The 19,950-nt window shown below is 70.5% G+C and carries 19 protein-coding genes and 2 tRNA genes; 4 read left to right on the top strand and 17 right to left on the bottom strand.

Going from position 1 to position 19,950, the window contains the following annotated elements:
• Positions 1-49: 49 nt before the first annotated feature.
• From OG841_RS30590 to OG841_RS30575, 4 genes are all read right to left on the bottom strand, one after another.
• Positions 50-122 (bottom strand) — tRNA-Ala (locus tag OG841_RS30590).
• A 98-nt stretch (positions 123-220) separates the two neighbouring features.
• The gene (locus tag OG841_RS30585; protein WP_003976229.1) at positions 221-454 is read right to left on the bottom strand and encodes a hypothetical protein; all 234 of its coding nucleotides are present in this window, start codon (positions 452-454) and stop codon (positions 221-223) included.
• A 3-nt stretch (positions 455-457) separates the two neighbouring features.
• Positions 458-631, bottom strand: coding sequence for a hypothetical protein (locus OG841_RS30580; protein WP_106409891.1), 174 nt, complete (start codon positions 629-631; stop codon positions 458-460).
• Between the two features lie 69 nt (positions 632-700).
• Positions 701-2,068, bottom strand: a complete 1,368-nt coding sequence (locus OG841_RS30575; RefSeq protein WP_365115207.1) for an MFS transporter — start codon at positions 2,066-2,068, stop codon at positions 701-703.
• 225 nt (positions 2,069-2,293) lie between these two features.
• Between OG841_RS30575 and OG841_RS30570 the strand changes: the two genes are divergently transcribed.
• Positions 2,294-3,142: a helix-turn-helix transcriptional regulator gene (locus tag OG841_RS30570; RefSeq protein WP_371567301.1), complete on the top strand. Its 849-nt coding sequence runs from the start codon at positions 2,294-2,296 to the stop codon at positions 3,140-3,142.
• 57 nt (positions 3,143-3,199) lie between these two features.
• Here the strand turns inward: OG841_RS30570 and OG841_RS30565 are convergent.
• The 7 genes from OG841_RS30565 to OG841_RS30535 form a co-directional block, all read right to left on the bottom strand.
• A tRNA-Ala gene (locus OG841_RS30565) sits at positions 3,200-3,272 on the bottom strand.
• A gap of 80 nt (positions 3,273-3,352) precedes the next feature.
• Complete coding sequence (locus OG841_RS30560) at positions 3,353-4,012, bottom strand: histidine phosphatase family protein (protein ID WP_328638578.1); 660 nt, start codon at positions 4,010-4,012, stop codon at positions 3,353-3,355.
• Entirely contained in the window at positions 4,009-4,452 is a 444-nt protein-coding gene (gene rsfS / locus OG841_RS30555; protein WP_057615887.1) for a ribosome silencing factor, read from the bottom strand. Before rsfS ends, OG841_RS30560 begins: the two co-directional genes overlap by 4 nt.
• 115 nt (positions 4,453-4,567) lie before the next feature.
• Positions 4,568-6,382 carry an LCP family protein gene (locus OG841_RS30550; protein ID WP_328638579.1) on the bottom strand — a complete coding sequence of 605 codons (1,815 nt, stop codon included), beginning with the start codon at positions 6,380-6,382 and terminating at the stop codon, positions 4,568-4,570.
• A 16-nt stretch (positions 6,383-6,398) separates the two neighbouring features.
• On the bottom strand, positions 6,399-7,037 hold the full coding sequence (gene nadD / locus OG841_RS30545; protein WP_057615891.1) for a nicotinate-nucleotide adenylyltransferase: 639 nt from the start codon (positions 7,035-7,037) through the stop codon (positions 6,399-6,401).
• 79 nt (positions 7,038-7,116) lie between these two features.
• Positions 7,117-7,281, bottom strand: coding sequence for a hypothetical protein (locus OG841_RS30540; protein ID WP_031051387.1), 165 nt, complete (start codon positions 7,279-7,281; stop codon positions 7,117-7,119).
• Positions 7,282-7,399: 118 nt separating this feature from the next.
• Complete coding sequence (locus OG841_RS30535; RefSeq protein WP_328638581.1) at positions 7,400-7,558, bottom strand: hypothetical protein; 159 nt, start codon at positions 7,556-7,558, stop codon at positions 7,400-7,402.
• 145 nt (positions 7,559-7,703) lie between these two features.
• Between OG841_RS30535 and OG841_RS30530 the strand changes: the two genes are divergently transcribed.
• Positions 7,704-8,804, top strand: a complete 1,101-nt coding sequence (locus tag OG841_RS30530) for a M48 family metallopeptidase (protein WP_328638582.1) — start codon at positions 7,704-7,706, stop codon at positions 8,802-8,804.
• Between the two features lie 38 nt (positions 8,805-8,842).
• Here the strand turns inward: OG841_RS30530 and OG841_RS30525 are convergent, their stop codons facing one another.
• From OG841_RS30525 to proB, 5 genes are all read right to left on the bottom strand, one after another.
• Positions 8,843-9,913 (bottom strand): SCO2583 family membrane protein, encoded by a 1,071-nt coding sequence (locus OG841_RS30525; RefSeq protein ID WP_328638583.1) that lies wholly within the window; start codon positions 9,911-9,913, stop codon positions 8,843-8,845.
• Positions 9,914-9,991: 78 nt separating this feature from the next.
• Positions 9,992-10,558, bottom strand: a complete 567-nt coding sequence (locus OG841_RS30520; protein WP_328638584.1) for an SCO2584 family spore wall biosynthesis protein — start codon at positions 10,556-10,558, stop codon at positions 9,992-9,994.
• Between the two features lie 150 nt (positions 10,559-10,708).
• Complete coding sequence (locus tag OG841_RS30515; protein WP_328638585.1) at positions 10,709-11,995, bottom strand: glutamate-5-semialdehyde dehydrogenase; 1,287 nt, start codon at positions 11,993-11,995, stop codon at positions 10,709-10,711.
• A 94-nt stretch (positions 11,996-12,089) separates the two neighbouring features.
• Complete coding sequence (locus OG841_RS30510) at positions 12,090-12,566, bottom strand: hypothetical protein (RefSeq protein WP_371570874.1); 477 nt, start codon at positions 12,564-12,566, stop codon at positions 12,090-12,092.
• A gap of 574 nt (positions 12,567-13,140) precedes the next feature.
• Positions 13,141-14,247, bottom strand: a complete 1,107-nt coding sequence (gene proB, locus OG841_RS30505; RefSeq protein WP_328643535.1) for a glutamate 5-kinase — start codon at positions 14,245-14,247, stop codon at positions 13,141-13,143.
• Between the two features lie 291 nt (positions 14,248-14,538).
• Between proB and OG841_RS30500 the strand changes: the two genes are divergently transcribed.
• Both OG841_RS30500 and OG841_RS30495 read left to right on the top strand, forming a co-directional pair.
• Complete coding sequence (locus OG841_RS30500; protein ID WP_328638586.1) at positions 14,539-16,551, top strand: hypothetical protein; 2,013 nt, start codon at positions 14,539-14,541, stop codon at positions 16,549-16,551.
• Positions 16,552-16,652: 101 nt separating this feature from the next.
• Positions 16,653-18,704 carry a hypothetical protein gene (locus tag OG841_RS30495; protein WP_371567294.1) on the top strand — a complete coding sequence of 684 codons (2,052 nt, stop codon included), beginning with the start codon at positions 16,653-16,655 and terminating at the stop codon, positions 18,702-18,704.
• Here OG841_RS30495 and OG841_RS30490 read toward each other — a convergent pair.
• Positions 18,688-19,881, bottom strand: coding sequence for a glycosyltransferase family 2 protein (locus OG841_RS30490; RefSeq protein ID WP_328638587.1), 1,194 nt, complete (start codon positions 19,879-19,881; stop codon positions 18,688-18,690). The genes OG841_RS30495 and OG841_RS30490 overlap by 17 nt on opposite strands.
• Between the last annotated feature and the right edge of the window lie 69 nt (positions 19,882-19,950).

Genomic DNA, 19,950 nt, shown 5'->3' with positions numbered 1-19,950 from the left:
TGAAAACGCCGAGATCCCGCCGGATCAATGATCCGGCGGGATCTTTCTGTGGAGCTAAGGAGATTTGAACTCCTGACCCCCTGCATGCCATGCAGGTGCTCTACCAACTGAGCTATAGCCCCGTGCTGCACTCCGCCGGTTTCCCTGGCGGCGACGCCAACATTACACGGTCCACCGGGTGGAACACCAAATCGTTTCCCTGGGGGCGGGAGGGACGCCGTCAAGCGGTCACGAACGAGTAGAACCGCTTCAGCGTGCAGTGTTCTTCGAGGAGTCGGCCGTAGATCGGCTCACCCTCGAGTTCGCGGTACGTCTCGATGGGGTCGCCTTTTATGATCAGCGCCCGCGCGCACTCCTCGCACCAGTACTGGTAGTCGGGATTGACCGGCTCCATGTCCCGCACGATCGGCGTCCCGCTGCCGCACCAGTCGCACTTTCGCCTGTGTGCACCCATCCGTCAGCTCCAGCTGTGGCCGCAGGCCGTGCACACGTAGGAGATCCCGCCGTTGTCGCCGAGTACCTGGGCGACGTGGACAGAACCGCAGGAAGGGCAGATGAGGCGGACCGTCGTGTCCCTTGTCGACGCCGCTTCGCGGAGGTGGCCGACCTCCACGAGGATGCTCGCAGGCATCACTACTCCCTCCCGTCGGGCCGCGCCCCCTTCCGGCCGTTTGATTCTGCCACGGCCGGACCAATACGGTCAGCGACGCCTGAGTACCAGTCCGGACACGGCGCCCACCGCGGCGGTCCCGGCCAGCGCGAACGTGCACGTCCAAAGCGCCTCCGCAGAGGTATACGCCTCAGAGGGGCCGAGTGACTCAAGTCGGTTCAAGAACAGTGTGCCGAAGCCCGCGACGCCGATCAGCTGGCCGAGTTGGGTGACCGTGGCGAGCAGACCGCTGGCGTCCGCAGCGTGCCGGGGCGGCACCGTGGCGAGGGCTCCGGTGAGTGTGGGGCTGAAGGCGAGCGCGAGCCCCACGCCCACGCCGGCGTACGCCGCGTACAGCGCGACACCGCCGTCTCCGCCGTCTTTGAGCGACAGGCCCACGCCCAGCGAGGCCAGCGCGATGATCACGAACCCGGCGGGCGTCAACAGCCGCTGCCAGGAAGCCGGCCAGGAGCGCCAGGTCAGTCCGACGATGCCGAAGATCACCGCGGTCGGCGCGAAGGAGAGCCCGGCCCGCAGCGCGCTGTAGCCGAGGCCGCCCTGCACGTACAGGGTGAGGACGAAGAGGAAGCCGCCGTTGACGGCCATGACCGCCATGATCCGGAAGACGGCGAGGGCCATGCCGGGATGGCGCAGCACGCTCGGTGTGATCAGCGGGGCCCCGCCGCGCCTGGCCAGCCGGGACTCGTAGCCGCAGAAAACGGTGAACAGGATCGCGGCGGCGGCCAGGGACAGCCAGGACCACAGCGGCCAGTCCTCCTCTTGCCCGAGCACCAGCGGCACCGTGCACAGCGACACGGCCGCGCCGAGCAGCACCAGGCCGGGCAGGTCGAGACCGCGCGCCCGGTCCCGGGGCGCCGGACGGTCCCCGGGCAGCAGGACCCGCGTGCCTGCAGCGAGCAGGACGAGACCCACCGGCACGTTCACGAGGAACACCGGCCGCCAGCCCGTGCCGAACAGGTCGGCGCTGACCAGGAGTCCACCGACGACCTGCCCGGCGGCGGCGCCGACCGCGAGGACCGCCGAGTACACGCCGAGCGCCTTCATCCGGGCCTCGCCGGTGAAGTTGCGCTGGATCAGGCTGAGCACCTGCGGGATCATCACCGCCGAACCGGCGCCCTGCACCAGCCGGAAGACGATCAGTTCGGTGGCTCCCTGCGCCAGCCCGCAGGCGAGCGAGGCCGTCGTGAACAGGGCGAGCCCGGCGAGGTGCACCCGGCCGTGCCCGAACCGTTCGCCGAGCCGGGCGCCGGTGATCAGCAGCACCGAGTACGTGATGGCGTATCCGGCGACGACCAGCTGGAGTTGGGCGCCCGAGGCGTGCAGTTCCGTGCCGATCGTCGGGGCCGCGACGTTCACGATGAACACGTCGAGCAGGGCCATGAACTGGGCGGCGAGCACGAGCGCGAGCAGCGGCCGGGGCCGGTTGTCAGTGGCGGGTGCTTCACTTTTGGCAGGTGGGGAAACGGGTGCGGGATCCGGTCCCGTCCGGGGCGTTGTCGTCATGCCGTCGAGCCTGAGGACATCCCGGTAAGGGTGCCGAGAGCCCGCCGATGCTGGTACTGCCGGCACCTGGCAAGCGCCGGGTGCAGCACCGAGGATGGTCGTGACGAGGGGGACGTGACGATGAGGACGACACAGCGACGACGGCCCGAGCTGGCCTCGTTCCTGCGCAGCAGGCGGGCCCGGGTGACTCCGGCCGACGTGGGCATGCCGCCGGGCCTCAGGCGCCGCACCCCGGGACTGCGGCGCGAGGAGGTCGCCCAGCTCTCCGGCGTAGGTGTGACCTGGTACACGTGGCTGGAGCAGGGCCGGCCGATCAACGCGTCCGCGCAGGTCCTGGACGCCGTGGCCCGCACGCTCCGGCTCGACCCTCCGGAGCGGGAGCATCTGTACCGCCTGGCGCAGGTGCCGTTCGCCCCGGACCCGGAGGGTCTGACGCGGTCGACGGGCCCGGAGGTGCAGGGCATCATCGACGCCCTCGACCCGCTCCCGGCGGTCGTCTACAACTCGCGCTACGACATCCTGGCCACCAATCCCGGCTACCGGGACCTGTTCCTGATCCCGGAGATCGTCGACATCGGGGTGGCGAACGCGCTGTGGACGCTGTTCACGGTGTCCGAGCGGGCGTGTCCGGTGATGTACCGGGAGCGCGAGCTGCCCGTCATGGTCGCCACGCTGCGGTCCTCGTACGGCAGACATGTGGGCGAGCCGGCCTGGGAGAGCTTCATAGCCGCGCTGGCGGCGGCCAGCCCGTACTTCGCCGAGCTGTGGGCGAGCGGAGTGGTGGTGCAACCGGGGCCACGGGTCAAGACGTTCCGTCACAAGGCGGTGGGCGTACTGCGGATGACGTCCCAGTCGCTGTCGATCGACGGGATGCCGGAGTGCCGGATCGTGGTCTACACACCGGAGGACGAGGAGACGCGGGAGAAAGCGGCGCGGCTGCGGGAGCATACAGAAAATCCCGCCTCCTGAAGGAGGCGGGACCCTGATGATCACCGATCTTTGACAACTCAACAGAGTGTCGATCTGTGGAGCTAAGGAGAATTGAACTCCTGACCTCCTGCATGCCATGCAGGCGCTCTACCAACTGAGCTATAGCCCCTTGTGTTCTTCCCGCTCGGCGGGCGAACAAGAAGAACTTTAGCCTGCGACCTGCCGGAAGTGAAATCCGGTCCGGAGTCCTCAGTCGTCGTCGCCGAGCACCGGCTCCGGGAGGGTGCCGGCGTTGTGCTCCATGAGGCGCCAGCCGCGGGCGCCCTGGCCGAGGACGGACCAGCAGCAGTTGGAGAGGCCGCCGAGGCTCTCCCAGTGCTTGGCGTCCAGACCGAGCAGCCGGCCGATGGTGGTGCGGATCGTGCCGCCGTGGCTGACCACGACAAGGGTGCCGTCCTCGGGGAGCTTCTCGGCGTGCCGGAGCACGACGGGAGCGGCGCGATCGGCGACCTCGGTCTCCAGTTCGCCGCCGCCGCGGCGCACCGGCTCACCGCGCTTCCACGCGGCGTACTCCTCGCCGTGCCGGGCGATGATCTCCTCGTGCGTCAGCCCCTGCCAGACGCCCGCGTAGGTCTCGCGCAGGCCCTCGTCGTGGGCCACCTCAAGGCCGGTGAGCGCGGAGAGCTCGGCCGCGGTGTTCGCGGCCCGCTGGAGGTCGGAGGCGACGATGGCGTCGGGCTCGAGGGAGGCCAGCAGCCGGGCGGCCCTGCGGGCCTGGCCGACACCGGTCTCGGTGAGCTCGACGTCGGTGGTGCCCTGGAAGCGGCGCTCCACGTTCCAGGAGGTCTGGCCGTGTCGCCACAGGATGACGCGGCGGCCCCGGCCCTTCCGGTCGGCGGGAGCGGTCACCGCGGCTCCCCGAACTCGGCGGCGTCCTCCTCGGCCCGGAGCTTGGTGTGCTCCTCCGCCTTGCCGCGGGTCGCCTTGGCGTCGGCCGGCAGCTCCAGCTCGGGGCAGTCCTTCCACAGCCGCTCCAGAGCGTAGAAGACCCGCTCCTCGCTGTGCTGGACATGGACGACGATGTCCACGTAGTCGAGCAGGACCCAGCGGGCCTCGCGGTCGCCCTCGCGGCGCACCGGCTTGGCGCCGAGCTCCTTCGAGAGGCGCTCCTCGATCTCGTCGACGATGGACTTGACCTGGCGGTCGTTGGGTGCGGACGCCAGCAGGAAGGCGTCGGTGATCGACAGGACGTCGCTGACGTCGTAGGCGATCACATCATGGGCGAGCTTGTCGGCGGCCGCCTGCGCGGCGGCGTTGATGAGCTCGAGAGAACGGTCAGTGGCGGTCACTACAAGGCTTTCGGTCGGCGGTCGATTGACATCAAGGGTCTCACGGACCGCCGACGCCACCCCACGTGATCGCGGAGATCACGCGGGGTGCCGTTTCCGGAGCCGGAGCCCGGGCCTAGGACGAGGAGGACGGCTTGTAGTCCCGGCCGAGGACCACGGAGACATTCGCGCTCGACGACAGGGTGCCCTTGGTGACCGCGCCGGCGGGCAGGCCCAGGGTCTTGGCGACCTCGGTGGCGTTCGCCTTGTCGGCGGCGTCGGCGTAGACGACCTTGGAGGTGGCCTGCGCCGAGGAGGGCGTGCCGCCGTCGACGAAGGTGAAGCCGCCGTTGAGGAGGACGACGCGGGCCTTTTCGGTGTTGTCCTTGGTGCCGGTGGCGTTCTGGACGGAGACGCTCACGGCCGCGTCCCTGTCGGGGCTCTTCGCCTTGCCGCCGAGGACGTCCTTGACCACGCTGGCACTGGCAGCCGCGCTCAGCGTGCCGTCCTGCTGGACGGGCAGCAGCGCGGTCTTGTAGTCGCCGCCCTTGGCGAGGTCGGCGAGCTTGGCGAGGAAGGTGCCGAGATCCTTGTCGGTCAGGGGCGGGTCCAGGATCTGGGCCAGTGTCTGCACGGTGGTGGTCGCGGCCGTCGGGTCGGAGGACAGCTTGCGCAGCACGCCCTGCATGACCTGGCCGAAGCGCTCCAGCTGGGCGTTCTGGGCCTCGCCGGAGGCGCGGTAGGTGGCGTAGGCGACGGCCATCTTGCCGCTGAGGGTCTGGCCCTTCCCCTTGTTCACGAGGGGCGCCTGCCCCTTCTTCTTGGCGTCCGGGTCGGGCACGGCGGTGTTGGTGTCGACGTCGATGGTGCCGACGAGGTCGACCAGGTTCTGCAGATAGGGGGTGTCCAGACGCCAGGTGCCCTCGATGTCGGTGCCGAGGACCGTGTCGAGGGAGTCGACGGTCCCGGAGGAGCCGTCGTCGTCCACCGACTTGGCGAGGGTCGTCGTGGTCCCGTCGTCCGCCGTCAGGGCGAGGGAGTTGGGGATCAGGACGGTGGTGCCCTGCTTGGTGGTGGTGTTGTCGACGAGCAGCGCGGTGGAGGTGCCGCCCTTCGCGGTGTTGTGCAGATGGACGACGATCACGTCGCGGTTCTGGGCGCTCGCCGCGATCGTGGTGCCCTTCTTGCTCTCCTGGTCCGACAGGGCGGGCAGCTTTCCGGCGTACCAGAGGTAGCCGACGCCGCCCACCGCGACCAGGGCGAGGACGACGACCAGGGCGACGAGCCGGCTGCGGGCGCGGCGCTTGGCCTCCTCACGGCGTTCGGTGCGGTTCTCGGTGAAGTTGAGCCAGTCGATGACGTCCTCGGAGTCACCGTCGGGGTCCTCGACGAACGCGAACTGTTCCGTGTGGTACTGCCGTTCGTCCTCGTCGGCGGGGCCCGCACCGGGACGGGCGGCGCCGGGACGACCGGCGTCGGCAAGGTCCTCCTCGACCGCTGGGCGGTAGCCCTGGCCGGTCTGCGTGCCCCTGGCCGGCCCGGCCTGGTGCGGGATGTAGGCGGTCTGCTCGGCGACCCGGGGCTGCTGACCGCTCGCGGCGGCCTGGCCGTAGGGGTCATACGCGGCCGCCGAACCGCCGCCCTGCTGGGCCCCGTTGGCGTAGGGGTCGTACGGCGGCACGGGCGCCTGCTGACCGGTGTCGCCGGCGCCGTAGGGGTCGTACGGCGGGACGGGGTTCTGGGTGCCCGTGTCGTACGGCGCGGCCTGCCGGTTGCCCGTGGCGTACGGGTCGTAGCCGTAGCCCTGCTGCGTGTAGGGGTCGTACTGCTGCTGCGGGGCCTGTTGCGGCGGGACCTGCTGGTACACCGGCCGGCCGTACTCGTCGTAGCCGACGAGTGCGTACTGGTTCTCCTGATCGTCGCCGTAGCCCGCGTCGTATCGGTCGTTCACCGGTGCCCCTCTCGGCTCACTCGCCGCGGTACAGCTCGCGCTTGTCGATGTAACGCACGACTCCGTCAGGCACCAGGTACCAGACGGGGTCGCCCTTGGCGACTCTCGCCCGGCAGTCGGTGGAGGAGATGGCCAGGGCGGGGACCTCGACGAGGGAGACGCCGCCCTCGGGCAGCCCGGGGTCGGCCAGGGTGTGGCCGGGCCGGGTGACTCCGATGAAGTGCGCGAGGGAGAAGAGCTCTTCCGCGTCCCGCCAGGTGAGGATCTGACCGAGGGCGTCGGCGCCCGTGATGAAGAAGAGGTCGGTGTCGGGGTTGAGGGACTTGAGGTCGCGCAGCGTGTCCGTGGTGTAGGTCGCGCCGCCGCGGTCGATGTCGATGCGGCTGACCGAGAACTGCGGGTTCTCGGCGGTCGCGATGACCGTCATCAGGTAGCGGTCCTCGGCCGGGGAGACCCGGCGGTGGGTCTTCTGCCACGGCTGGCCGGTCGGTACGAACACCACCTCGTCCAGGTGGAACTGCGCGACGGCCTCGCTGGCCGCCACGAGGTGCCCGTGGTGGATCGGGTCGAACGTTCCGCCCATGACGCCGAGGCGGCGCTTGCCGGGGTTCGACGGGCTGTTGCCCGGGCCGGTAGGCATGTCCTGCTCTCCCATGCGTGCAGACCCTACCGGCCCGACCTGAGGGCACCGGCCGGCGGAGGCCCCAAATGCCCCGGTTTGGGCACTCGGCGCCTCAGCGGTCGCGGTTGAAACGGGTGGTGATCCACAGCAGGAGCAGCAGGATGAGGAACGCGGCGCCGCCGGTCACCAAGGGGTCGAGGCTCTCGTGGTTGCCGCCGTGCTCCTCGCCCTCTGCGGCGAGGGTGACCAACTGGGCAGCGGTGCTGTGGAAGCTCATCTTCGGCAGGACCTATCCGGTGGGCGGGATAAAGACGTCGGCCCATGGTAAGCGGGCGCGGTGAGGGCGATCACGCCGACTCCACCGTTGGGGGACGGCGGGGAACCTTCGCCCTTTGTCAGTCGTCCTTCCGCTTGTACCCCCGCAGCAGGAACCACGCGGTGAACGCACAGCCCAGGAACATCACGACCAGTACCACCCGGAGCAGATCTCCGGACCCTTGCTGCTCGGCGGCCCTCGCGGCCTCGGTGAGCCAGGCGGCCCGGGTGTGCTCCATGACGTGGACTCCTTCGCTGTACTGCCCGTCCACGCTATCTCCGCCTAGGCTGGGCTCTGCTTCGGGGGCGCAAAGGGCCGCACAAGGGTCCGCAAAGGATCACAGAGGTCACAGGGCACAGCCAAAGACGCACATGGGGGAAGACATGTCCGACGACGGCCATCAGAACAACGGGCACGAGAACGTGCCGAGCAGGCAGCGCAGGCGTTTCCCGGGAATCTCCTCCCGTGCGTACGAACACCCCGCCGACCGCTCCGCCCTGGTGGCGCTGCGCAAGCTGAGCGGTTTCGACACGGTGTTCAAGGCGCTCAGCGGTCTGCTCCCCGAGCGGAGTCTGAGGCTGCTGTTCCTGTCCGACTCGGTACGCGTCTCCGACCAGCAGTTCGCGTACCTCAACGACATGCTGCGGGACGCGTGTTACATCCTGGACCTCGAGAAGGTCCCGCCGATGTACGTCAGCCAGGACCCGCAGCCGAACGCGATGTGCATCGGCCTGGACGAGCCGATCATCGTCGTCACCACGGGTCTGGTCGACCTGCTCGACGAGGAGGAGATGCGGGCGGTCGTCGGCCACGAGGTGGGCCACGCCCTGTCCGGCCACTCGGTCTACCGGACCATACTGCTGTTCCTGACCAGCCTCGCCCTCAGGGTGGCGTGGATCCCGCTGGGCAACATCGCGATCATGGCGATCGTGACCGCGCTGCGCGAGTGGTTCCGCAAGTCGGAGCTGTCGGCGGACCGGGCGGGCCTGCTGGTCGGCCAGGACCTGAAGGCCTCGATGCGCGGCCTGATGAAGCTGGCCGGCGGTCACCATCTGCACGAGATGAACGTGGACGCGTTCCTGAAGCAGGCCGAGGAGTACGAGGCGGGCGGCGACCTGCGCGACTCCGTGCTGAAGATCCTGAACGTCCTGCCGCGCACCCACCCCTTCACCACCGTGCGGGCGGCCGAGCTGAAGAAGTGGGCCGAGTCCCGCGACTACCAGCGGATCATGGACGGCCACTACCCGCGCCGCACCGAGGACAAGGACACCTCGGTCACGGACTCCTTCCGCGAGTCGGCGGCGAGCTACGCGACCAACGTCAAGAGCTCCAAGGACCCCCTGATGAAGCTGGTCAGCGACATCGCGGGCGGAGCGGGCGATCTGGGCGGCAGGGTGCGCAGGGGCTTCGGCGGCTTCTCGAACTCGGCCCCACGGGAGGACGAGCCGCCGACGGACACGTCCCGCACCGACGAGGAGGACTGAGCCCCCGGGGTACGGGGGGATGCGACCCCGTGCCCCGGTCACACCTTCGGCTGCGCACCGGTCGCCAATGACCCGCACAGCGCCGTGGCACTCCCTGTCGCATAGGGATCCGTCCCCGCCGGCCCGCCTGCCTTCGCCGTCTCCCCGGCCAGCAAGGGATGCAGCCGGTTCGTGGAGTCCTCCGCGCAGGAGAGCGGCCCGGCCTGGACGTAGGACACGACCAGCTGAGCCGTGTGCATCCGCAGATCGTCCCGGTCGAACCGGAAGTGCAGCTCACGCCGGACGGTGAACAGCGACACCTCGGCCCTGGCGTCCGCGGCCGCGGAACGCAGCGCGTACACGAAGGTGTGGTCCGCCGTGACCTCCAGCGTCGACGAGTCGGTCTCGGCGGCCTGCAGACTGCCCTGCACCCGGATCCTGTGGTCGGCCAGCCGCGTCTCCGCGGGGTCGAAGCGAACCAGCCACCCGGTCGGCGCGTGCCGTCCGTCCGCGGCCGGGTGGGCGAAACTCTGGTCGAACTGGTCGAGTTGGTCCGTGTCGAGGAGCACCCGCACGGCACGGACCTGGTCGCCGACGAGGACGTCCGGGTCGAGCGAGGACCGCACGATGTAGTCCTTGGCGGTGCTCAGCGCGGACACGACCTGGCTGTCGGAGAAGTGCGCGGTGCGGCGGGAGGCCGGCAGCGGGATGCCCTCGGCGCCGACGCGGTACTGCGCGGCCGGGCTGTGCCCGTACAGGTACTCGACGTCGGCGTGCCCCGGGACCTTGCCCGCAGGGGCCAGCGGGATGACGGTCATCCGCAGGGGCTCCACGGGCCGGCGGGCCGCGGAGGTCTGGTAGGGGTGCCGTACACCCATGTAGATCGCGGTGCCGAAGGCGAGGGCGATCAGCAGGAACAGGATCAGCGCCTGCCGGGACAGTCCCCGGCGCAACGGCGGGCGGCGGCGTACGGCGGGCGCGTGGTCGGTCATGCGCTCCTGCGCGGAGTACTCCTGGAGGCGGGCAGCGCGGACGAACGACTCGTCGAAGACGACGGATCGGTACTCGTCCTCACCACCCACGGGGCCGCCCTCGGGTGTCCCCTCAGGTGGGTCTCCTGGCCCTCCCATATCTTCAGGGTAGGTCTCGGGGAGCTCAGGTAAACGCCCTGCCGTGCGACAAGTTCTGACAGGTTCTCACCAGGAGTGTCAGGGCGTTCGCGGGACCGCGGAGACGGCTGGCTGGGAGTAGTCGGCGGACGCCGAGGGCGTCACCGGGCTCCCCTGCTCCAGACCGGTCGAGGCCGGGGGCGGAACCCGGTCCCGGCTGCCGGAGGAGGCGCCCCGGTAGACCGCCGTGAAGGCCAGCGCGACCATGCCGATGCCCATGACAAGGGCCAGCATCCAGGCGACAGGGCGGTGCCAGCGGACCTGTTTGCCGTACGTCCCCGGGGCGCCGTAGCGGCCTTCGAGGACCTCGGTGTCGTCCAGGTCGTCGAGTTCGGGATCATGGCCGAAAGCGCCGGGTCGGTAGCCGTCCTCGTACCGCTCGCCTCTGGCGCGTGCGCGGCGGGCCTCGGCCTCGGAGGCCTCCGCTCTCGCCTGGGCCGCGGCCAGGAGGCGCTCGACGGCGGTCGGCTCGTGCACCACGGCCGCCCGTACGAAGGCCTCGTCGAAGACCACGGAGGCGAACTCTTCGTCCGACACCCCGCGGTCGTGGTCGTCGTCGGGCTCCCAGCCGTCAGGGAACGGCGTGCCCCCCACGTCCTCCGGCACGGATCCAGAGTAGACCTGGGGGGTCAATTTGGGCAGACGGTACGGAAATTCATCCGCCTGGTGAGACACCTTTCGTCCGCCACGGAAGCGGGGCGGGGGCGCGTGACGGACGCATATGCGCAGGTGCGCGCCCCTGTGCGCGTAAGGCCGTCAGCGCCGGATGTGACCGTCCCCGGTCACGATGTACTTCGTGCTCGTCAGCTCCGGCAGGCCCATCGGACCGCGCGCGTGCAGCTTCTGGGTGGAGATGCCGATCTCCGCGCCGAAGCCGAACTGGCCGCCGTCGGTGAAGCGGGTGGAGGCGTTGACCGCGACCGTCGTGGAGTCCACCAGCTGGGTGAAGCGACGGGCGGCCTGCTGGGAGGTGGTGACGATGGCCTCGGTGTGGCCGGAGGTCCACAGCCGGATGTGCTCGACGGCCTTGTCGAGCGAGTCGACGACGGCGGCGGCGATGTCGTAGGAGAGGTACTCGGTGTCCCAGTCGTCGAGCGTGGCCTCGACGACGGTCGCCTTGGTGTCCTTCGCGTACGCCAGCACCCGCTGGTCGGCGTGGACGGTCACCCCGGCCTCGGCGAGGGCGTCCAGGGCGCGCGGCAGGAACTCGGGGGCGATGTCCTGGTGGACCAGGAGGGTCTCGGCGGCGTTGCAGACGCTGACCCGCTGGGCCTTGGAGTTGATCAGGATGTCGATCGCCATGTCGAGGTCGGCGTGGGCGTCGACGTAGACGTGGCAGTTGCCCACGCCGGTCTCGATGACCGGGACGACGGACTCGGTGACGACGGTCTGGATGAGGGAGGCACCGCCGCGCGGGATGAGCACGTCGACCAGGCCGCGGGCGCGCATCAGCTCGCGCACGCTCTCGCGGCTCTCTCCGGGGACGAGCTGGATGGCGTCGGCGGGCAGCCCGGCGCCGCCCACGGCGTCGCGCAGGACCCGTACGAGGGCGGTGTTCGACTCGTACGCGGAAGCCGAGCCGCGCAGCAGGACGGCGTTGCCGGACTTCAGACAGAGGGCGGCGGCGTCGACCGTGACGTTCGGGCGGGCCTCGTAGATGATCCCGACCACGCCGAGCGGGACGCGGACCTGGCGCAGGTCGATGCCGTTCGGGAGGGTCGAGCCGCGCACGACCTCGCCCACCGGGTCGGGCAGGGCGACGACGTCCCGGACGTCGGAGGCGATCGCGCGGACCCGCTCCGGGGTGAGCGTCAACCGGTCGATGATCGCCTCGCTGGTCCCCGCCTCGCGGGCCTTGGCGATGTCCTTGGCATTGGCCTCGACGATCTCGCTCGTACGGACCTCCAGGGCGTCCGCGATGGCGAGCAGCGCGTCGTCCTTCTCGGCCCTGGGCAGCGGGGCGAGGTCGGCGGCGGCGGCCTTGGCCCGGTAGGCGGCCTGGGTGACCGGGGTCATGGAGTCGTACGGCGAGAGCGAGGTCATACCGGAAGGGTAGTGCGCCGGAGGGGGCCGTCCACCTGTTGTTCCACAGCGCGAGACGGGATCAAAGGGATTAAAGAGACACCGGGTGCCGCTATCAGAACGGGTGCGCTCCGATCGGTGAGGCCGGCGGCGGACCGTACCCCTCGGCGATGCGCTGGTGGTAGGTCTGGCGGTCGATGACCTCCAGGCCGACGATCTCCCACGGCGGCAGTCCCGCGGTCTGGCGGTGCTCCCCCCACAGGCGCAGGGCGACGGCGGCCGCGTCGTGCAGGTCGCGGGCCTCCTCCCAGTACCGGATCTCCGCGTGGTCGTTGGCGTAGCGACTGGTCAGCAGGAAGGGGTGGTCGTGGGCGAGCTGCTCGAGGGCGCGCCGGACCTCCTTGAGCGGGGCCTCCCCACCGGAGACGCTGAGGGTGACATGCCACAGGCGCGGCAGATCCCGCGGCTCCTCGCCCTCGAACCGGTCTCCGGCCGCGACACTCGTCAGGGCCCGCTCCTCGCCGGCCGGCCGCGCGGTAGAGCCACCGGTCCCGCCCGCGGCTCGGACCGCCGACCCACCGGCCTCACCCACCGCGCTCGCGGCAAGACCACCGGCCTCACCCGCGGCTCGCCCCAACGAACCACCAGCCTCACCCGCGGCTCGGACGACAGAACCACCGGCCTCACCCACCGCCCACGCCGCCGGCCCACCGGCCTCACCCACGGCCCGCGCGGCAAAGCCACCGGCGCCGGCCTCACCTGCGGCTCGCGCGGCAGAACCACCGTGCTCACCCACCGCCCACGCCGCCGAACCACCGGCCTCACCCGCCGCCCGCGCCGAAGAACCGCCGGACGACGCTCGCACGACGGGACCGCCGGGCGGACCGGACTCGCCGCGGGAAGCCGCCGCACCATCGCGGGACGCCGCCGCCCCAGGGCGCACTCGTCTCACGACGGCCTCCTTCATGCACAGGTCGACCACACGGGTCGGGCGGAATGTGTCCCTGGGACAAAGTTGAGCAGGCTACAAGGGCTCATGGGGCGATTTTGCGGAACGTCCACCTCAGGGCGACGCTCTTGGCAGGGCGTTCACCCCGTTTTCGGGCACCCGGGGCGCACGGGGCACCGGACGACGCCGGAAGATCCGGAAGACGCCGACGGCGTCCTCAGGGGTGCAGGATCACCAGATCGTCCCGATGGACGACCTCCCGCTCGTAGGCCGGACCCAGGTCCCGCGCCAGCTCCCGGGTCGAGCGCCCGATCAGCTGCGGGATCTCCTTGGCGTCGAAGTTGACGAGTCCGCGGGCCACCGCGAGGCCGGTGCCGTCCCGCAGCTCGACGGGGTCGCCCGCGACGAACTCGCCCTCGACGGAGGCGATCCCGGCCGGCAGCAGCGACTTGCGGCGGTCGACGACCGCTTTCACCGCGCCGTCGTCCAGGGTCAGTGAGCCCTGCGGGGTGGACGCGTGCTGGAGCCACAGCAGCCGGTCGGCGGAGCGCTTGCCCGCGGGGTGGAAGTACGTGCCGGTGTCACCGCCGGACAGCGCCTCGGCCGCGTGGATCGTGCTGGTCAGCACGACGGGGATGCCGGCGGCGGCCGCGATCCGGGCGGCCTCGACCTTGGTGACCATGCCGCCGGTGCCGACCCCCGCCTTCCCCGCGCTGCCGATCTCGACGCCCGCCAGGTCCTCGGGCTGCCGTACCTGAGCTATCCGCGAGGTCCCCGGCCTGCTGGGGTCGCCGTCGTAGACGCCGTCGATGTCGGAGAGCAGGACCAGCAGGTCGGCGTGGACCAGGTGCGCCACCAGGGCCGCGAGCCGGTCGTTGTCACCGAAGCGGATCTCGTCGGTGGCGACGGTGTCGTTCTCGTTGACGATCGGGAAGGCGCCCATCGCAAGGAGCTTGTCGAGGGTGCGGGAGGCGTTGCGGTGGTGGGCACGGCGGCTCATGTCGTCGCTGGTCAGCAGCACCTGGCCGACGCGGACGCCGTACCGCGCGAAGGAGGCGGTGTAGCGGGCGACGAGCAAGCCCTGGCCGACGCTGGCGGCGGCCTGCTGGCGGGCGAGGTCCCGGGGGCGGCGGCGCAGCCCCAGCGGGGCCAGTCCGGCGGCGATGGCTCCCGAGGAGACGAGGACGATCTCGCGCTCTCCGCCGCTGCGGCTCTTGGCGAGGACGTCGACGAGTGCGTCGACCCGGTCGGCGTCGAGGCCGCCGGCGGCGGTGGTCAGCGACGAGGAACCCACCTTGACGACGATCCTGCGGGCCTCGCCCACAGCCTGCCTTGCCCCTGCCACCTTGTGTCCTGTCCCCTCGCGCCACTTCGGGTACCTCGTCCGCAATGTACGCGAAGGGGACGCCGGGACGCGCGTCCGTCCAGTCCCCGGACCCGGTACCGGACGCGTTCCGGGGCCGGTTCGGTTCCCTTTCCGAGAAAAGCGGAACTACACCTTCCTGTTAATCGGAAGTGAATTCTTTTCGAAGCCAAGATGTACAACCATTCGCCTCCGCTTCGCGTCGAACTGCCGACAACAAGGTCATTGCCGTAGCTCGAGAAAGCCCCGCCCATGACGATCCGTCGGTTGTGTGCCGCCCTGCGCGTTTCCGGGAAGACCGAACTTCTCCTGGTGATCCTTTTCGGTGCCGGTTTCGCGGCGCTGCCCGTCCTGGCACTGCTGCCCTCCCTGTGGGGTTTCGCGGCGGCCTGGGCGGTGACGTACCTGGCGGACGAGGCCCTGCACGCCAAGGCCCCGGGGTTCGTCCGCCGCCTCGCGACCCTGCAGCTCAGCCGCACGATGCGGTTCGCCGTGCGCACGGTGATGCTGCTCGCCCTGGCCGACCGGATGGACGCGCCGGGCGCGGTACTGGTCACCGGGCTCGCCGTCCTCAGCGCTCATTTCCTGCTCGTGATGATGTATTCGGCACTGCATCACGCAATCCGCAGGCGTCGGATACTCCCGGTGATAGTGCGCAATCTCGACATGAGCGGGATCGACATACCGGAACGCCCGCCCGCCTCTCTCTACCGGCGTTTCCTGCGCAAGCTGCTCCACCTCGATCTGCCGGCCCACGCGGGTCTGATCGTCGCGCTGGCGACCGGAACGTGGTATTCGGCCTATGTCGGCTACGCGCTGACGATCGGCGCGGCCTCGGCCGCCCTCCTGGCCCTGCTGGGACAGTTCCGCGCGGTCCGCCGAATGCCCCGCCGGGACGCGGTGATCGGCGAGGTCAACCGCCAACTCGCCGCATACCGGCCCGAGGTGGCCCTGTACTTCAGCTTCGCGGCGGTGTCCCGGGACTTCATGTACCAGGTCAACATGTGGATCGAGACGCTGGAGCAGCTCGACCGGCGCCCGGTGATCGTCCTGCGCGAGCGGGCCTCGTTCCGCTTCCTCGGCCGCACCCGGATCCCCGTGGTCTGCGTGCCCAAGGCCGACGACCTGGCCGAGCTCGAGCTGTCCGGCGTCCGGGTCGTCCTCTACCCCGGCAACGCCGGCAAGAACGTCCACATGCTGCGCGTCGCCGAGGCCAAGCACGTCTTCATCGGTCACGGCGACAGCGACAAGCTCGCCAGCAGCAACCGCGTCAGCAAGGTCTACGACGAGATCTGGGTGGCCGGGCGGGCGGGCCGGGACCGCTACCGGCGGGTGCGGCACGCCATCAGCGACGAGGCCATCGTCGAGGTGGGCCGCCCGCAGCTGGCCCCGGTCCGGCCGCACGCCGAGCACATCGCGGGCCAGGTACCCGTCGTTCTCTACGCACCGACCTGGGAGGGCTGGAGCGACGACGACTGCCACACCTCCCTGATCCCGATGGGCGTACCCCTGATCGAGAAGCTCCTCGCGGAGAACGTCCGGATCATCTACAAGCCGCACCCCCTCACCGGCAAGCGCTCGCCCGCGGCGGCCGCCGCGGACCGGGCCATCAGGGAACTGCTGCGCGCCGACGAGGAGAAGGACACCGAAGCCGCGAGAACAAGGCTGCGGGAGATCCGGGCCCGTCTCGACGAGATGTCCGGGCGTCACGAGGGCGACGACGCCCAGCAGTTGAGGGACGCGCGGATCCCCGACCGGGACGGCGCGGCCGAGTGGCAGGAGCTGCGGGACGAGTGGCACCGGATCTTCTGGGCGAGCCGGAGCACCGCACGGCATCACGTGATCCTCGAACAACTCCCCACCCTGTACGAGTGCTTCAACCAGGCGGATCTGCTCATCAGTGACGTCTCCTCGGTGGTCGCCGACTTCGTGGCCAGCCTCAAGCCGTACGTCCTGACCAACGCCCAGGACCTGCCCGACGAGGAGTTCCGGGCCGCCTACACCACCGCGGGCGGCGCGTATCTGCTCGACCGCGCCTGCACCCGGCTCCCGGAGATCCTGCGCTCGGTCCGCGCACCCCGTCACGACCCGATGGCCCCGCAGCGCCGCACCCTCAAGGAGTACGTACTGGGGCCCGACCGGCCCACGTCCATGGAGCGGTTCAACAGCGCCGTGAACGACCTGGCCGACAAGGCGGTGGCGGAACGGGCCGAGGATCTCGTCGTGCCGGTCGCTCACGTCGCCCAACACGAACCCGTCGCCTAGCGCTTCCCCGCCCCGGAGGGCAGAGGTCACGCGCGTGTCGTCCGGAGGTCGGCACGCGTTAACCAAGGCGTCCGTCTCGCGACGACCTTGGAGTGACCCCTGTGCGAAAACCTCTCCCCCGCCTCCGGTCCGCGCTGCGGCTGCCGGGCCGGCAGACCGCGACGAGAGTCCTCGTCGCCGCCGTCCTGGCAGCCGCCGTCGTCGCCCAGGCCGTCGCCGCCCTGCGTCCGCACACCCCGCTGCTGCTCGCCGCGACGGCCGCCTCCCTGGCCGTGGAGGGCGTCCTGCACCGGTGGCAGCGCGGCATGGTCACTCTGTTCGCCAAGTCCCATGCGGACATCACCGTGCGGCACGTCCTGCGCGACCTGCTGCTGGTCCTCGGCCTGCTGCGGCTGACCCCGGAGGACGAGGAGACGGCGTACACCGTGCTGGTGGCCGGTCTGCTCGCCTTCTACGCGCTGCACTGCGCGATCCAGACGGCCTCCGTCCTGGTCCGCCGCACGCGCACCCTCCCGGTGGTCACCCGGAACATCGACGCCTCGGCGCTCCGCCTGACCCCGGCCCCGCCCGCCCTGCTGCGCCGCCCCGGCCCCCGCCTCCTGGTCCACGGCCTGCCCGCCACGGCCGGCCTGCTGGTCACGGCGGCCACCGGCGAGCCCCGGTGCGCGGCCTTCGGCATCGCGATGTCCCTCGGGCTCGCCCTCATGGGCCTGTACGACCTTCTCGTACGACTGCTGCCGAGCCGGCGTCCGGCGGGCGAGCAGGAGGTGCTGGACTGGTTCGACGCATGGCTCGCCGAGTACCGGCCGACCGTCGGCCTGTACTTCTCCGGCGGGGCCTCCTCCGCCTACCAGGCCAACATGTGGCTGGAGCCGCTCGCGAAGCTCGACGGGAGGCCGGTCATCGTCCTGCGCGAGCGGTTCATGATGCAGAAGATCGCCGCGACCGACGTCCCGATCGTCTGCCTGCCGAAGGTGTCCACGCTGCTGCGCCTGGAGCAGTCCACGCTCCAGGTCCTCATCCATCCGTCGAACTCCGGCAAGACCTCCCAGGTCCTGCGCATCCCCACGATCAAGCACACCTTCGTCAACCACGGCGAGAGCGACAAGCTGTCCTCGTGCAACCCGTACGCGAAGGCCTACGACGAGGTGTGGGTGGCCGGTCCCGCGGCCCGCGAGCGGTACGCGGCGGCCCAGGTGGGCGTCGAGGACAAGGACGTGGTGGAGATCGGCCGCCCGCAACTGGAGGCCGTACGGCCGTACGAGGGCCCGCCGGCCGGGACGTACACGACGGTGCTGTACGCGCCCACGTGGGAGGGCTGGGACGGCAACCCCGGCAACACGTCGGTGATCGAGGCGGGCGAGAACATCGTGCGGGCGCTGCTGGCCGATCCCGGGGTACGGCTGCTGTACAAACCGCATCCGCTGACCGGATCGGTGGACGCGCGGGCGGGCGCGGCGGACCTGAGGATCCGTGAGCTGGTGCGGGCGGCGAACCGGGAGCGGGCGGGGGAACGACCCGCCGACGACGGTGAACTCTTCCGCAGGACACGCGCGTTGGACCGGCTCACCAGCGCGTCGTTCCGGACCGCCGCGGACTCGGTCGAGCGGATGCTGCTGCAGTCCACGCCGGAGCCGGGCCGTGCGGAGGCGGTGGCCCGGGCGACGGCCGCCTGGGAGCGGGCGTACTGGGCGTCGCTGCCGGAGTGGGAGCACCAGGTCGTGACCGACGCCCGGCCCGCGCTGTACGCCTGCTTCAACCGGGCCGACCTGCTGATCAGCGATGTGTCGAGCGTGGTCAGCGATTTCCTGGCGAGCGGGAAACCGTACGCCGTCGCGAACACCAGCGGGTTGAGCGAGGCTGCGTTTCGTGCGGCGTTTCCCACGGCGGGGGCGGCGACCGTGTTGACGCCGGACGCGGTGGGGGTGCGAGGGTTGCTGGATGCCGTACGACAGCCCGAACTGGACGAACTCGCCGGGGCGCGGGCCGAGTTGAAGCGGCGGTTGCTGGGGGCGGACGAGCCTTCTTCGCAGGAACGGTTCGACATGGCCGTTCAGGCGTTGTGTGCGGTGGCCCGGAAGCGGCGGGTCCCCGGGCAGCGGCAGGACGAGGAGACCGTGTCCGTCTCCGGGACGTTCACCCTGCCGGGGTGAGGACCCTGCGCGCTTTGCGTACGGCCCGGCGCAGCAACTGGTCGACCCCTATCTCTCTGTAGCCCGGCACCTCACGGGCCTCGCGTGGCTCGGCCAGGTAGAGCGCGTCGGGCAGGCCCGTCGACGGTTCACGGAAGAACGGGTAGGCGAAAAACACACGGCGGCCGCCCTTCTCCAACACGGTCTTGGGGGTCTTCTTCGCCTTCATGAACTCCAGGACCTCCACGAGGAGATCCGGGCGGCCCATCGCCACCAGCTGGAGCCGCAGACGTTCGTGAACCCGGAGGCGGTGGGCCACCTCACCGGTCCAGTACGCGTCCACCAGCGGCTTCGCCAACGCCAGCTTCTCCCGGCGTACCGCTTCGCCGTCCTTCAGGAACTTCGGGCCGAACTGCGGGAGCAGCGTGACGAGGAAGGGGCGGACCATCAGGGCGTCGCGTCTCGCGCCCGCCGGCACCATGTCGGCGATCAGGTGCATCAGGGCGCGCGCGGAGTCGAAGCGCAGGGTATGGCTGCCGGTCCTGGTGACGTGCTTGCCGTCCTCGCGGCCCACCAGGTAGTAGCAGGTGTGGTCGGCGATCACGGAGACGCCGTCGGCCCGCAGATAGGCCTCCATGGTGAACAGCGCGTCCTCGCCGGTCCACAGGGACTCGTCGAACCGCATGCTGTGCCGCTCGAGGAACGCGCGGCGGAACAGCTTCTGCGCGCTCAGCGTGAACTTGATGTTGGAGGAGAAGACGTCGGTGCGCTCCAGGGTCTGCCCCCACATCGACGTCGGCGGCTTGCGGTTGACGCCCTCGACCCTGCCGAGGACGACGTCCGTGCCGTTGCGGTCGGCCATCGCGACCATCCGCTCCAGGGCCTCGGGGCCGAGCCGGTCGTCGGCGTCGAGGAAGAAGACGTAACGCCCGGTCGCCTTGCCCAGACCGACGTTGCGCGGGCCGCTGGGGCCGCCGGAGTTGTCCTGCCGGATCACCGTGACGTCGAGGGAGGTCCGCTCGGCGAACTCCTCCAGGTACTCCCCGGTGCCGTCGGCCGAGCCGTCGTCGACCGCGATGACCTCGATGCGCGTGGGGTCGATGGTCTGTGCCTCGACGGAGGCCAGACAGTCGACCAGATACGGCATCGCTTCGTACGCCCCGATGACCACGGTCACATCAGGCTGCGCAACGGTCACGTCTCCCCCAGTCACGGTCTGTTTCCCCCAGTTCCGCTCAGGGGCGATCCCCTGGACGGCCGGCCGGGG

The sequence above is a fragment of the Streptomyces canus genome, from assembly GCF_041435015.1.
Taxonomy (GTDB): domain Bacteria; phylum Actinomycetota; class Actinomycetes; order Streptomycetales; family Streptomycetaceae; genus Streptomyces; species Streptomyces canus_G.
This window is presented reverse-complemented; position numbering and strand designations above follow the sequence as displayed.